11 protein-coding genes are annotated in these 13,218 nt (G+C 67.0%); 9 read left to right on the plus strand and 2 right to left on the minus strand.

The window, feature by feature from the left end; translation table 11 throughout:
• The first annotated feature begins 85 nt into the window (after window positions 1-85).
• The 7 genes from AC1RRR_RS00395 to AC1RRR_RS00425 all read left to right on the plus strand — a co-directional run bounded on the left by AC1RRR_RS00395 (window position 86) and on the right by AC1RRR_RS00425 (window position 9,744).
• Window positions 86-1,159, plus strand: coding sequence for a LacI family DNA-binding transcriptional regulator (locus AC1RRR_RS00395; protein WP_492809609.1), 1,074 nt, complete (start codon window positions 86-88; stop codon window positions 1,157-1,159).
• Between the two features lie 111 nt (window positions 1,160-1,270).
• Window positions 1,271-2,737, plus strand: coding sequence for a glucuronate isomerase (gene uxaC / locus AC1RRR_RS00400; protein WP_492809611.1), 1,467 nt, complete (start codon window positions 1,271-1,273; stop codon window positions 2,735-2,737).
• A gap of 24 nt (window positions 2,738-2,761) precedes the next feature.
• Window positions 2,762-3,604, plus strand: coding sequence for a 5-dehydro-4-deoxy-D-glucuronate isomerase (gene kduI, locus AC1RRR_RS00405; RefSeq protein ID WP_492809613.1), 843 nt, complete (start codon window positions 2,762-2,764; stop codon window positions 3,602-3,604).
• 126 nt (window positions 3,605-3,730) lie between these two features.
• Window positions 3,731-4,486, plus strand: a complete 756-nt coding sequence (kduD, locus tag AC1RRR_RS00410; RefSeq protein WP_492809614.1) for a 2-dehydro-3-deoxy-D-gluconate 5-dehydrogenase KduD — start codon at window positions 3,731-3,733, stop codon at window positions 4,484-4,486.
• Between the two features lie 174 nt (window positions 4,487-4,660).
• Window positions 4,661-7,390: a phosphoenolpyruvate carboxylase gene (gene ppc / locus AC1RRR_RS00415; protein WP_492809616.1), complete on the plus strand. Its 2,730-nt coding sequence runs from the start codon at window positions 4,661-4,663 to the stop codon at window positions 7,388-7,390.
• 566 nt (window positions 7,391-7,956) lie between these two features.
• Complete coding sequence (locus AC1RRR_RS00420; protein ID WP_018113188.1) at window positions 7,957-8,631, plus strand: bifunctional 4-hydroxy-2-oxoglutarate aldolase/2-dehydro-3-deoxy-phosphogluconate aldolase; 675 nt, start codon at window positions 7,957-7,959, stop codon at window positions 8,629-8,631.
• A 6-nt stretch (window positions 8,632-8,637) separates the two neighbouring features.
• Window positions 8,638-9,744, plus strand: coding sequence for a sugar kinase (locus tag AC1RRR_RS00425; protein ID WP_099579441.1), 1,107 nt, complete (start codon window positions 8,638-8,640; stop codon window positions 9,742-9,744).
• Window positions 9,745-9,748: 4 nt separating this feature from the next.
• Here the strand turns inward: AC1RRR_RS00425 and AC1RRR_RS00430 are convergent, their stop codons facing one another.
• Window positions 9,749-9,982: a hypothetical protein gene (locus AC1RRR_RS00430; protein ID WP_492809617.1), complete on the minus strand. Its 234-nt coding sequence runs from the start codon at window positions 9,980-9,982 to the stop codon at window positions 9,749-9,751.
• 774 nt (window positions 9,983-10,756) lie between these two features.
• On the minus strand, window positions 10,757-11,119 hold the full coding sequence (locus tag AC1RRR_RS00435; RefSeq protein WP_492809619.1) for a hypothetical protein: 363 nt from the start codon (window positions 11,117-11,119) through the stop codon (window positions 10,757-10,759).
• Between the two features lie 142 nt (window positions 11,120-11,261).
• Between AC1RRR_RS00435 and pip the strand changes: the two genes are divergently transcribed.
• Window positions 11,262-12,347 (plus strand): prolyl aminopeptidase, encoded by a 1,086-nt coding sequence (gene pip, locus AC1RRR_RS00440; protein ID WP_492809620.1) that lies wholly within the window; start codon window positions 11,262-11,264, stop codon window positions 12,345-12,347.
• Between the two features lie 139 nt (window positions 12,348-12,486).
• The gene (locus AC1RRR_RS00445; RefSeq protein WP_492809622.1) at window positions 12,487-13,218 is read left to right on the plus strand and encodes a hypothetical protein; all 732 of its coding nucleotides are present in this window, start codon (window positions 12,487-12,489) and stop codon (window positions 13,216-13,218) included.

Consider the following 13,218-nt stretch of genomic DNA (forward strand, 5'->3'; position numbering starts at 1 on the left):
GCAAGCAGACGTTTCGACCTAGGTTGGCGATGCTTACGCCGCTAGAGTATGACAAAAGAAAATGACTTAGGCTGCTGGAAACGCCGTGAACTCTTCGAAGACGCCTTTGTCGCCCCCGGCCGAAGATAGTGAGAGCGTGGAGGGCGGTCGCCGCCGCGCCACGATCAATGACATCGCGAGATTGGCGGGGGTATCGAAGAAGACTGTCTCCCGCGTGATCAACCAGTCGCCGTTCGTCCGCGACGAGACACGCGAGCGGATCGAGGCGGTGATCGCCGAGTGGGGCTATGCCCCCGACCCGCAGGCCCGAGGCCTGGCGTTCCGCCGCTCGTTCCTGATCGGCATGATCTACGACAACCCGAACCCCCAGTACGTCGTGAACATGCAGCTGGGTCTGCTGGACGGCATGCGCGGTTCGGGCTTCGAGCTGGTCGTCCACCCCTGTAACCGCGCCAGCCCGACCTTCCTGACCGACATCCGCTCGTTCGTGGAGCGTCAGAAGCTGTACGGCGTGGTGCTGCCGCCGTCGGTGTCGGAAGACGAACGGGTCGCCAAGCTGCTGAACGAGATCGGCTGCTCGTACATCCGCATCGCCTCGGTCGAGCTGGACAAGCCCGAGCACATGATCGTCGGCCACGACCGCATGGGCGGCGCCCAGGCGGCGCGTCACATTCTTGAGCTGGGCCACAAGACCATCGCCTTCATCTCCGGCCCCGACACCTTCCGCTCGTCGCACGAGCGGCGAGGGGGCTTCGAGGACGGCCTGGCCGAAGCGGGCCTGAAGCTGGATCCCAAGGACATCGTCCAGGGCGCCTATACCTTCGAGTCCGGTGTGGCCTGTGGCGACGAGCTGCTGGCGCGCACGCCGCGTCCGACCGCCATCTTCTGCGGCAATGACGAAATGGCCGCCGGCGTCTTGCAGTCGGCGCGCAAGGCCGGCCTGACGGTGCCCGCCGACCTGACCGTCGTCGGCTTCGACGACTTCCAGATCGCCCAGGCCGTCTGGCCGCCGCTGACCACGGTGCATACGCCGACCCGCGAGATCGGTAAGATGGCCGCCGAAAAGCTGATTGGTGTCGAGCGGCGCGAACCGCGCGACGCGACCAAGACCGAACCGAGCCTGGTGGTCCGTGAGTCCTCGGGACCGGTTCCCAGCTAGAGTATTCGCGACCCGATCGGGTTGCATCGGATCATGACACCGGTTACCAAGCGGGCCGCAGCAGCGGCCACCCGTGAAGCCGCCGGTCATAAAGGGAGCAGACGCGTCGCCATGCCCAGGCCTCTGAATTTCCACGAAGATCGGCTTTTCCCGTCGGACGCCACGACGCGTTCGTACGCGCGGGGCCTGTACGGCCTGGTCAAGGACCTGCCGATCATCAGCCCGCACGGTCACACCGATCCGTCGTGGTTCGCGACCAACGAGCCGTTCCAGGACGCCACCGACCTGCTGCTGGCCCCGGACCACTATCTGTACCGCATGCTCTACAGCCAGGGCGTCAGCCTGGACGCCCTGAAGGTGCGTTCGAAGGCCGGCGTGCCGGACACCGATCCGCGCGCGGCCTGGAAGCTGTTCGCGAGCAACTTCCACCTCTTCCGCGGCACGCCGTCGTGGATCTGGCTGAACCACGTGTTCAGCAAGGTGTTCGGCTTCACCGAGTTCCTCGAAGCGTCGAACGCCGACGACTATTTCGACCGCATCAACGAGGCCCTGGCCTCGGACGCCTTCCGCCCGCGCGCCCTGTTCGATCGTTTCAACATCGAGACCCTGGCGACGACCGAAGGCCCGCATGAGGTGCTCAAGCACCACCAGGCCATCCGCGAGAGCGGGTGGGGCGGCCACGTCATCACCGCCTACCGTCCCGACGCGGTCATCGATTTCGAAGATGAGCGCAGCCCGCGCGCTTTCGAACGCTTCGCCGACGTGTCCGGCAAGGACGTCTACAGCTGGAAGTCCTACCTAGAAGCGCACCGTCTGCGCCGCCAGGCCTTCATCGAGGCCGGCGCCACGTCCAGCGACCACGGCCACCCGACCGCCGCCACCGCCGACCTGTCGGACGTCGAGGCCGAGGCCCTGTTCGCCGACCTGGTGAAAGGGAACGTCACGCCTGAGAAGGCCGAGCTGTTCCGCGCCCAGATGCTGACCGAAATGGCCAAGATGAGCCTGGACGACGGTCTGGTCATGCAGATCCACCCCGGCTCGCACCGCAACCACAATGTCGGCCTGCTCGAGACCCACGGTCGCGACAAGGGCGCCGACATCCCGATGCGCACCGAATACGTCTCGGCGCTGAAGCCGCTGCTGACCCGCCTGGGCAACGATCCGCGCCTGTCGGTGATCCTGTTCACCCTGGACGAGACCGTCTACAGCCGCGAACTGGCCCCGCTGGCCGGCCACTATCCGGTGCTGAAGCTGGGTCCGTCCTGGTGGTTCCACGACAGCCCGGAAGGCATGATGCGCTTCCGCGAGCAGGTCACGGAAACCGCCGGCTTCTACAACACCGTCGGCTTCAACGACGACACCCGCGCCTTCCTGTCGATCCCGGCCCGCCACGATGTGGCCCGTCGTGTCGACTCGAGCTTCCTCGCCCGCATGGTCGCCGAGCATCGGATGGACCTGGTCGAGGCCGAGGAGTTGATCGTCGATCTGACGTACAACCTGCCTAAGAAGGCCTACAAGCTCGACCAGCGTCCCGACTGGGCTCGTCCCACGACGGCGCTGCGCGCAGCCGCCGAATAAGAACACCCTTCCGGAGACTTCCCGATGTTCGCCAAGACCTACCACGCCACCCATCCGGACATGATGTTCGCGGTCAGCAATGACGACCTGCGCGATCGCTACCTGATGCAGGGCCTGTTCCAGGACGGCCAGATCGTCCTGACCTACAACCACGCTGAGCGCTTCGTCGTCGGCGGCGTGGTGGCCACCTCGGCCATCAAGCTGCCCGACCAGACCGAGCCTGCCTCGGCCGCCGGCCACCCGTTCCTGGAGCGCCGCGAGCTGGGCGTGATCAATGTCGGCGACACCACCGGCAAGATCACCGTCGACGGCGTCGTCTACGAGATCGTTCCGCGTGACGGCCTGTACGTCACCATGGGCGCCAAGGACGTCGTGTTCGAAGGCCTGAACGGCGAAGCCGCGCGCTTCTACCTGGTCAGCCTGCCGGCCCACGCCGCGTTCGAAACCAAGAAGCTGGCCTTCGCCGACGCCGTCGCCCTGGAGCGCGGCGCGCTGGAAACCAGCAACGAGCGCACGATCTACCAGTACATCGTCCCGACCACCTGCAAGTCGGCTCAGCTGCTGCTGGGCATGACCGTGCTGAAGCCGGGCAGCGTCTGGAACACCATGCCGCCCCACCTGCACGACCGTCGTTCGGAAGCCTATTTCTACTTCGGCCTGGGCGAGAACGACCGCGTGTTCCACTACATGGGCGAGCCGGACGAGATGCGTCACATCGTGATCGCCAACGAGGAAGCCGTGATGAGCCCGCCGTGGTCGATCCACATGGGTTCGGGCACCGCCAACTACACCTTTATCTGGGCGATGGGCGGCGAGAACCTCGACTACACCGACATGAACGTGCTGGACATCTGCCAGCTGAAGTAGGGGCCTTAGGCCACCGCGCTCCGACCTGTCATCCCGGGCGAAGCGCAGCGTAGACCCGGGACCGCTCCAGTGCGTGGCGGTCCCGGCTTTCGCCGGGATGACAGCATTCTCAGACAGGAACTCGACATGGCCAATCCGTTCAGCCTCGAAGGCAAGGTCGCGCTCGTCACCGGCGCCAACACCGGCATTGGCCAGGGCATCGCCATCGCGCTCGCCCAAGCCGGCGCGGACATCGCCGCCGCGGGCCGCAGCGAACCGACCGAAACCCAAGCCGCCGTCGAGGCCCTGGGCCGCAAGTTCCTGTCGATCAAGGCCGACTTCGGTTCGACCGAGCCTGTCCAGCGCGTGGTCGACGAGACCGTCGCCGCGTTCGGCAAGGTCGACATCCTGGTCAACAACGCCGGCATCATCCGTCGCGCCGACTCGATCGAGTTCTCGGAAGCCGACTGGGACGCGGTGATGGACACCAACCTGAAGGTCGTCTTCTTCCTGACCCAGGCCTTCGCCAAGCAGGCCCTGAAGCAGGGCGGCGGCAAGGTGATCAACATCGCCTCGCTGCTGTCGTTCCAAGGCGGCATCCGCGTTCCGTCGTACACGGCCGCCAAGTCGGGCCTGGCCGGTCTGACCAAGATCCTGGCCAACGAGTGGGCGACCAAGGGCATCAACGTCAACGCCATCGCCCCCGGCTATTTCGACACCAACAATACCGAGGCCCTGCGCGCCGACGCCGACCGCAACGCCTCGATCCTGGCCCGCATCCCGGCCGGCCGCTGGGGCCGGCCCGAGGACATCGGCGGCGCTGCCGTGTTCCTGGCCTCGTCGGCTGCGGACTACGTCCAAGGGATTACTCTGCCCGTGGATGGTGGCTGGCTGGCCCGCTAGCGAAACAAATTCGTTCAAAAGCACGATGGTAGCGCAACCATCGTGCCGGGCGGCTTTCCCCGCCCTATGAACCGCGCTAGAGGGCGCCGCAGCGTTAGCAGCTGCGGCGCCCGACGCGTTTCTAGATCCATTCCAGTACGGGATCGCCGCCTTGGCGGTCCCTGGAGTCCGCCCATGCGCAACCCGGCCCTGTCGATCGACGTCGACCGTCCGACCAGCCGCCACGTCCGCCAGAACGCCAATCTGCTGAGCGACCTGCTCATCGAGGCGATCACGTATCTGGAAGGCGAGGAGGCCGCCGCCCTGGTGGCCAAGGCGCGCAAGGCGGCGTCGCGTGAGGACGAGGAGACGGGCGACGCGCCGGTGCTGGACCACCTGTTCGCCGACCTGTCGACCGACCAGGCCGTGTTCCTGGCCAGGGCTTTCGCCAGCCACTCGCTGCTGGCCAATATCGGCGAGGACGTCGCCGGCCGCCGTCGCCACGCCGAGGCTGACGCCCAGCCGGGCGACGAGCGCCCCCGCACCCTGATCGACGCCGTCGAGGTCCTCAAAGGTCGCGGCAAGACCGACGAGGAGCTGGCCAAGATCTTCGCGGCCATGAACGTCGTGCCGGTCCTGACCGCTCACCCGACCGAAGTTCGCCGCCGCAGCATGGTCGATCGCGAGACCGAGATCTCGCGCCTGATGGCCCTGCGTCGCCACCATCTGCCGCCGGACCTGGAAGCCGAGATCCGCGAGGGCCTGTTCCGCGAGATCGCCCTCATGTGGCGGACCCGCCTGTACCGTCCCGAGCGGATCACGGTGAAGGACGAGATCCGCAACGCGCTGTCGATCGTCCGCACCTCGATCCTGCCGGCGATCATCGACCTGTACGGCGACTGGACCGCCAAGATCGGCTCGCACGGCCACCTGGCGCCGCTGCTGAAGATGGGCTCGTGGCTGGGCGGCGACCGCGACGGTCACCCCGGCGTCAATGGCGAGACCCTGAAGCTGGCCTTCGCCAGCCAGTCGCGCGTGATCCTCGACTGGTACGCCGGCGAGGTGCGCAAGCTGTGGTCCAACCTGGCCGTCTCGACCGCCTATACGCCGGTGTCGGAAGAGCTGCTGGCCCTGGCCGCCCAGACCCGCGACCCGTCGGTGCACCGCCTGGACGAGCCGTATCGCCTGGCGCTGGAGCTGATCTTCGACCGCCTGACGGCTGTGTCGCAGAAGCTGACCGGCCAGCCCGTCGCCTATGCCAATGGCGCGACCGACGTCGAGCCCTACGGCCACCCGGAAGCCTTCGTCGCCGACCTTTCGGTGATTATCGACAGCCTGGAGCGCAACGGCGGCGAGCGCCTGGTCGGGTCCAGCCTGCGCACCCTGGTCGAGGTGGCCAAGGCCTGCGGCTTCCACCTGATGAGCCTGGACCTGCGCCAGAATGCCGACGTCCACGAGCGCACCGTCGACGAGCTGTTCCAGCGCGCCGGGGCCGGCGTCCAGTACCTGAAGCTGGACGAGGACGCCCGTTGCAAGCTGCTGATCGAGGAGCTGTCGCACCAGCGTCCCCTGGTCTCGCCGTTCACCGCCTATGGCGAGGAGACGACCAAGGAGCTGGCGACGATGGAGGCTGCCGCCCAGGCGGTTCGCGACTACGGCCACGGCTGCATCGGCGCGTACATCATTTCGAAGGCCGCGACCCTGTCGGACATCCTCGAGCCGCTGGTGCTGCTCAAGCAGGTCGGCATGGTCTGGGGTGGCGCGGCGCCGCGCGCCTCGGTCAAGGTGGCCCCGCTGTTCGAGACCATCGGCGACCTGGAGAACGGCCCCGCCGTGCTGCGCCAGTGGCTGGAACTGCCGCTGGCCCGGACCATCCTGGGCGACCGGCCGGTGCAGGAAATCATGCTCGGCTACTCCGACAGCAATAAGGACGGCGGCTATGTCGCGTCCCGTCGCGGTGTGGCGCGCGGCGCCTCGGCCTTGGCGTACGAGGCCGACCGCATGGGCGTGGGCCTGCAGCTGTTCCACGGCCGTGGCGGCAGCGTCGGTCGCGGGGGCGGTCCCGCCGCCGAGGCCGTGCTGGCCCAGCCGGCCGGCACCGTGCAGGGCCGCATCCGCATGACCGAGCAGGGCGAGATGATCGCCCGCCGCTTCGGCGACCAGCCCACCGCCCGCCGCAACCTGGACGGCCTGGCCGCCGCCGTGCTGATCTCCAGCGACCGCCCGGTCCACCAGCCCGACCCCAAGGTCGAGGCCGCCATGACCGCCCTGGCAGAGGCTTCGTTCCACGGCTTCCGCGCCCTGGTCTATGACGATCCGGCCTTCGAGGACTTCTTCTGGTCGGTCACCCCGATCAGCGAGATCGTCGGCCTCAATATCGGCAGCCGTCCCGCCAGCCGCACCGCCAGCCGCAAGATCGAGGACCTGCGGGCCATCCCGTGGGTGTTCAGCTGGTCACAGGCCCGCTTCATGCTGCCGGGCTGGTATGGCTTCGCCTCGGGCGTCGAGCGGGCCAATCTGTCGGTCGAGCAACTGCGCGATCTGGCCGGAAACTTCGATTTCTTCGCGTCCCTCCTGTCCAACATGGAGCTGGCCCTGGCCCAGAGCCACATGGGCATCGCCGCCTGCTACGTGGCCCTGTCGCCCGACAAGGCCGACGCCGAGCGGATCTTCGCCACGATCCAGCGCGAGCACGACGCGGCCACCAACCTAGCCCTGGCCATCCGTGGTGGTTCGAGCCTGCTCGACAACCAGCCGGACCTGGCCGAGTCGGTGGCCCTGGCCGGTCGTTCGGTCGACCCGCTGAACCACCTGCAGCTGGAGCTGTTGTCGCGCCGCCGGGCAGGGGACCAGGACGAGGAGCTTCGCCTGGCCATCCAGCTGACCGTGGCCGGCATCGCGGCCGGCCTGCGCAACACGGGCTGATCGACCGGGCTAAACCGGAGTTGAGGGAGCGCCGTTCTCTCAACTCCACAAACCCGATTTGTTTCAAATATTTGCTGCCTGAAAAATCCCAGCTTCACGGCGCTTGCGCGAACCGGCGGTTTCTGGTTATCTCCCCATGACACCGGTGGCGAAGTGGCCAGGCCACTTTCCCCGTTTACGGTGACACCGGTGTCATTACGGTTCGGATCCAGCGTCGTGGTTGGTCCGTCTCGTTTGCGGCTCTTTGAGCTCGCTCCTGCGCAAACTTTTGGGGCGTCGGCGAAATCCGACGCCCTCAATTTTGCGCTCGGAGCAGGCTCCGAAAGCTGAAGGAAAAAGGTTCGGGGAAGGAAGCGACGACCAGTGACTGCAAGCGGACGGAGCCGGGGAAACCCGCCTGACCGCGCCTTGTGACCCTTAAGTTTGACGCTGCGGCAAGCCCGGTATGGCGCCCGCGCGCAACGCGGTCTAAGGGAACCCCCTGAGCCACTACCGGCGAAATATTGCGTGCGCGGCGGCCCTCGCGGCGGTCCGCGCAAGAACGATCCTTCGGGAAGGAGTCTACGATGGTAAAAGACCGTATGGCGGTGCTGACCGCCCTGATGGACCAAGGCGTCATTCCGGTTTTCTATCACCCGGACGTCGAGGTCTGTAAGAAGGTGATCCAGGCCTGCGCCGACGGCGGCGCGCCCTGCATCGAGTTCACCAACCGCGGCGACTTCGCCAGCCACGTCTTCTACGAAGTGACCCGTCACTTCGCCTCGGCCGATCCGCGCGTGATCATGGGCGTGGGCTCGATCGTCGACGCTCCGACCGCCGGCATCTACATCGCCAACGGCGCCAAGTTCGTCGTCGGCCCGATCCTGAACGCCGACGTCGCCAAGGTCTGCAACCGTCGCAAGATCCCGTATTCGCCGGGCTGCGGTTCGGCGTCGGAAATCTCGTACGCCGAAGAGCTGGGCTGCGAGATCGTCAAGGTGTTCCCGGGGTCGTCGGTCGGCGGCCCCGATTTCGTCAAGGCGGTGCTGGGCCCGATGCCCTGGACCCGCATCATGCCGACGGGCGGCGTCGATCCGGACGAAGCCTCGGTCAAGAAGTGGTTCGGCGCGGGCATCGTCGCCGCCGGCATGGGCTCCAAGCTGATCACGCAGGAGCTGCTCGACGCGGGCGATTACGCCGGCATCACCGCCAAGGTCCGCGAGACGGTGGACCTGATCAAGAAGGTTCGTGGGAAGGCCTAAGACCAAATGACCGACAACATCCTCAACATCCGTCCGGCTTCGGAAACCAAGTGGGACTGCGCGTCCTTCGGTGAAGTGATGCTGCGTTTCGACCCGGGCTTCGGCCGGGTCCGCAACGCTCGCCAGTTCCAGGTCTGGGAAGGCGGCGGCGAATACAACGTCGCCCGCGCTTTCAAGAAGTGCTGGGGCAAGCGCTCGACGGCCGTGACGGCTCTGCCGGTCAACGACCTGGGTTGGCTGGTCGAGGACCTGATGATGCAGGGTGGCGTCGACACCTCGCACGTCATCTGGCGTGACTTCGACGGCCTGGGCCGCAACACCCGCGTCGGCCTGAACTTCACGGAAAAGGGCTTTGGCGTTCGTCCGGCCCTGGGCTGCTCGGACCGTGGCCACTCGGCCGCCTCGCAGATCCGCCCCGGTGAAGTGAACTGGGAAAAGCTGTTCGGCGAAGAAGGCGTGCGCTGGTTCCACACCGGCGGCATCTTCGCGGCCCTGGCCTCGAACACGGCTGAAGCCGTGATCGAAGCCGTGGAAGTGGCCCGCAAGTACGGCACCGTGATCTCCTACGACCTGAACTACCGCGCCTCGCTGTGGAAGTCGCAGGGCGGCAAGGAAGGCGCTCAGAAGGTCAACCGTCACATCGCCCAGTACGTCGACGTGATGATCGGCAACGAAGAAGACTTCACCGCCTGCCTGGGCTTTGAAGTCGAAGGCCTGGACGAGCACATCAGCTCGATCGACCCGGCCAACTTCAAGAAGATGATCGAGACTGCCGTGAAGCAGTTCCCGAACTTCAAGGTCGCCGCGACCACCCTGCGCAATGCCAAGACCGCCTCGGTCAACGACTGGTCGGCGATCCTGTACGCCGGCGGCGAGTTCTACGCCTCGATGATGCGTGAGAACCTCGAGATCTATGACCGCGTCGGCGGCGGCGACGGCTTCGCCTCGGGCCTGGCCTTCGGCTTCATGGAAGGCAAGGGCCCGCAGGCCGCCGTCGAGTACGGCGCGGCTCACGGCGCTCTGGCCATGACCACCCCGGGCGACACCTCGATGGTGCGCCAGGCGGAAGTCGAAGCCGTGATGAAGGGCAAGGGCGCGCGGGTCATCCGCTAAGCCTTCAGTCCTCGGACGATGATGAGCCCCCGGTCGCAAGGCCGGGGGCTTTTTCGTGGGCAAAGCGGAAGTCGCCGTTGGCGAGGGCGTTCTGGCGCTGACGTTCGACGAGCTCGGCCATGTAGGCGAACTTCTGCTCGAGCTTGGCGGTGAGCCAGGTTTGCGTGTGCCGTCGGCGACGCGTGGAGCGTGATCCACCGGGGCGGCGCTTAGGGCGGGGTTTGCGGGGCAGGGGCATGAGTGGGTCTCCTTCGTGGATCCTCCCCCGCGATGCGGGGGAGGTGGCCCAGAGGGCCGGAGGGGGCTAGCTCGGCTTTCGCAGCACTCGCCCCCTCAGTCGCTCCGCGACAGCTCCCCCGCATCGCGGGGGAGCATCTAAGTGCGCGCGAAAGCCGCCTGACGCGAAAACGCCAGGAGCGGGGAGGGATGCGGAGCGCCGGGCCACGCCCGGAGTTCTGTTGTGTTGGTTACCGTTTCGACGCAGTCCGACGCTCCGCGCGATCGTTTTCCGCCAGCGTCCCGTCAGGTGGCCCTGTTCAGGCCTTACCGGGACCCAGACCCCGCCGTTTCCGGCAAGCTCTGGCGGTCGAAGAAGGCGAGCCAGAAATGGCTAGGACGCACCCCTTTACCTTCGACCACGCCGACGGCGGGCGGGCCTGGTCAGCGAACCAGGTCCCCGGACCGTCCGAGTATCCCCCTCGGACCTCCACCGCTCGACCGCCTCCCGAAGCCGCAAAGGTCGCTGGCCGCGCGCCCTCCCCAGTGCTTCGAGGTGGAGACAGGATAGGGCGGGATTTAGGGCCGGGGACGAAAGGGCGTGAACGCTCGTCCTATTCCCTTCTCCCCTTGCGGGAGAAGGTGGCCCGGAGGGCCGGATGAGGGGTTGATAGGCCTGCCGGATTGGCGTTGTGGCGCAAGGCGTTGAGGTGTGTGCGACCCCTCATCCGTCCGCCTGCGGCGGCCACCTTCTCCCGCAAGGGGAGAAGGATTTTACACCCATCCCCGTCGCGGATTAGTGCGCCGAGAACTGCAGCATCGCCGGCTTGGCCGCCACCCCGTCCAGCGACTGGAACTTCTTGAACCGGTCGTTGTTGAAGCCGATCCAGTAGTCCTTGCCGGCCTCGATCGTGCAGTTCAGCGTGAAGGTTCTCTTGTCGGCCGACTGCACCGGGGTCTTGGCGCAGTCGGGATAGGTGGCCGGGTCGCGCATCACGAAGGACCAGCTGGCCATCATCGGCTGGTCGAAGGTGACCTTGATCTGGATCTTGCCCGCCGCGACCTCGGCCCCGACGGCGGGGGAGACCGCCCGCACCTGCGGGATGGCGCCGGCGGGAGGGCTGGCGAGCGCGAAGGCGGCGACGAGCGGGATGATCATGGCGGGTTCCACCTGAGGGCGAGACGGCAGATCAACACGCCTTCATGACCGCTGCAACGCTCGGCGAACCCTGTTTCTTCTGGAGTCTGTCGCGGCGCGGCGCGAAACTGCCCGCCAGTGCTTCGACAGGAACTTGAGCGTCATGGATTTCTCGCGGCTGCGCACGACCAGCAAGGTCACCACCGAGTGGACCTACGAGCAGGGCGCGCCCCTGAGCACCGGCTGGCTCAAGGTCGATAGCGCCCCCGACCACGAACTCTATTGGGAAGAGTACGGCAATGCTCACGGCGAGCCGGTGATGTTCCTGCACGGCGGGCCGGGTGGGGCCTGCGCGCCGGTGATGTCGCGGTTCTTCGATCCCAAGCGTTACCGCGTGATCCTGTTCGACCAGCGCGGCTGCGGCAAAAGCCGCCCGACCGTGGCCGCTGACGGCCCGGCCGTGGCGCTGGCCAACAACACCACTGATCATCTGGTCGCCGACATCAACGCTCTGCGCGACGCCTTGAACATCACCGGCAAGATGCACGTGTTCGGCGGCAGCTGGGGCAGCACCTTGGCCCTGGTCTACGCCATCCGGAATCCGGAAAAGGTCGCCTCGCTGATCCTGCGCGGCATCTTCCTGGGGCGGAAGGAGGACCTGCTCTACATGTACCAGGGCAACGCCGCGACGTTCGCGGAAGCGCCCTATGCCCTGACCGAGCCGGGCGCCTACATCGCCTATCCGGACGAGTGGAAGGCCTTCGTAGAGATCATTCCGGCGCCCCAGCGTGGCGACATGATGGGCGCCTACAAGGCCATCTTCGACATGATCCCGGCCAATGACGCCGAGCGCGACCTGCAGCTGAAGGCGGCCCTGGCCTGGTCGGTGTGGGAGGGCACGATCTCGAACATGATCCCAGCCGACGAGGACGCGGGCAAGTTTGGCGAGGCCGAGTTTGCCCTGTGCTTCGCCCAGATCGAGGCCCACTTCTTCGCCAACCACCTGTTCCTCAAGCCCGACGAGATCACCGACGGGGTAGGGGCGCTGAAGGACGTTCCGGTGCACATCGTCCATGGCCGCTTCGACCAGGTCTGCCCGCTGACCCAGGCCTCGCGGCTGGTCGAGGCGCTGGAGGATGCGGGGATGCCGCCGGCGACCTATGTGCGCACCGATGCGGGCCATAGCGCCATGGAGGCCCAGGCCGTCCTGGCCCTGACGGCGATCATGGACGGGCTGCCCCGGATCTAGGGCGCTCATCACGATCACGCGCCTGACGGAACGGGCAGGGCGATTCCCGGGTTGAACCGGCATGGATAAACCGTGCGAGTTCACGAAGATGTCGTCGCCAGTTCAACAGCCTACCGTCGGCGCGTGGCGTCGATGCGGCGTGGCCGTTCTGGCGCTGTGCGTGGGGATGGGGGCGGCCGACGCGGCGCTGGCGGGCAAGCAGGAGGCCAAGGTTCCCCAAGAAGCCAAGGTCCCGAAGACCTCGGCCGAGGCCAATACCGACAGCCTGGGCTCGGCCGTCGTCTCGCCGCTGCGCGACATCAATGTCGTGCGCTCGCAGATCCCGGATTTGCTGACCAAGGCCGTCGCCGACCCCTACGCCCCGCCCAAGACGGGGTGCGAGCCGCTGAAGGCTGAGATCGACAGCCTGGATGCGGTGCTGGGCGACGACTACGACGACCCCAAGGACGACAACAAGGCGCCCGGCATGGGCAAGCCCGTCCTGGGCGTGGTGGCCAGCACGATCACCGACGTCATCCCGATGCGCGGCTGGGTGCGCCGCCTGACCGGGGCCGAGCGCCATGACCAGATGGTCCGTGACGCCATCAAGGCCGGCTTCGTACGGCGCGGCTATCTGAAGGGCCTCTACAACGCGGGCACCTGCAAGAGTAACCGCATCGTCTTCGTCGCCGCCAAGGCCGCGCCCAAGCCGGTGTTCGTCGCCGCCTCGGCGGTCCCGCCGCCCGCGCCGGTGCAAGTGGCCGCCAACCCCGCGCCGCCACCAGCTCCGCCGCGCGATCCGGGCCTGCCGCCGGCCGGCGCGACCGTACCCTTCGGTCCCGCCGCGCCGCCGCTGGCCGTGGCCTCGGCCGCCGTTACCGGGATCCAGTAG

The sequence above is a fragment of the Caulobacter sp. GW821-FHT12D05 genome, assembly GCF_058807295.1.

Bases quoted from the DNA above. Each gene is read 5' to 3' on its own strand.
- AC1RRR_RS00420 (WP_018113188.1), top strand. From the start codon at position 7,957: ATGGTAAAAGACCGTATGGCGGTGCTGACCGCCCTGATGGACCAAGGC.
- AC1RRR_RS00425 (WP_099579441.1), top strand. From the start codon at position 8,638: ATGACCGACAACATCCTCAACATCCGTCCGGCTTCGGAAACCAAGTGG.
- ppc (WP_492809616.1), top strand. From the start codon at position 4,661: ATGCGCAACCCGGCCCTGTCGATCGACGTCGACCGTCCGACCAGCCGC.
- kduD (WP_492809614.1), top strand. From the start codon at position 3,731: ATGGCCAATCCGTTCAGCCTCGAAGGCAAGGTCGCGCTCGTCACCGGC.
- AC1RRR_RS00430 (WP_492809617.1), bottom strand. From the start codon at position 9,982: ATGCCCCTGCCCCGCAAACCCCGCCCTAAGCGCCGCCCCGGTGGATCA.
- AC1RRR_RS00435 (WP_492809619.1), bottom strand. From the start codon at position 11,119: ATGATCATCCCGCTCGTCGCCGCCTTCGCGCTCGCCAGCCCTCCCGCC.
- pip (WP_492809620.1), top strand. From the start codon at position 11,262: ATGGATTTCTCGCGGCTGCGCACGACCAGCAAGGTCACCACCGAGTGG.
- uxaC (WP_492809611.1), top strand. From the start codon at position 1,271: ATGCCCAGGCCTCTGAATTTCCACGAAGATCGGCTTTTCCCGTCGGAC.
- kduI (WP_492809613.1), top strand. From the start codon at position 2,762: ATGTTCGCCAAGACCTACCACGCCACCCATCCGGACATGATGTTCGCG.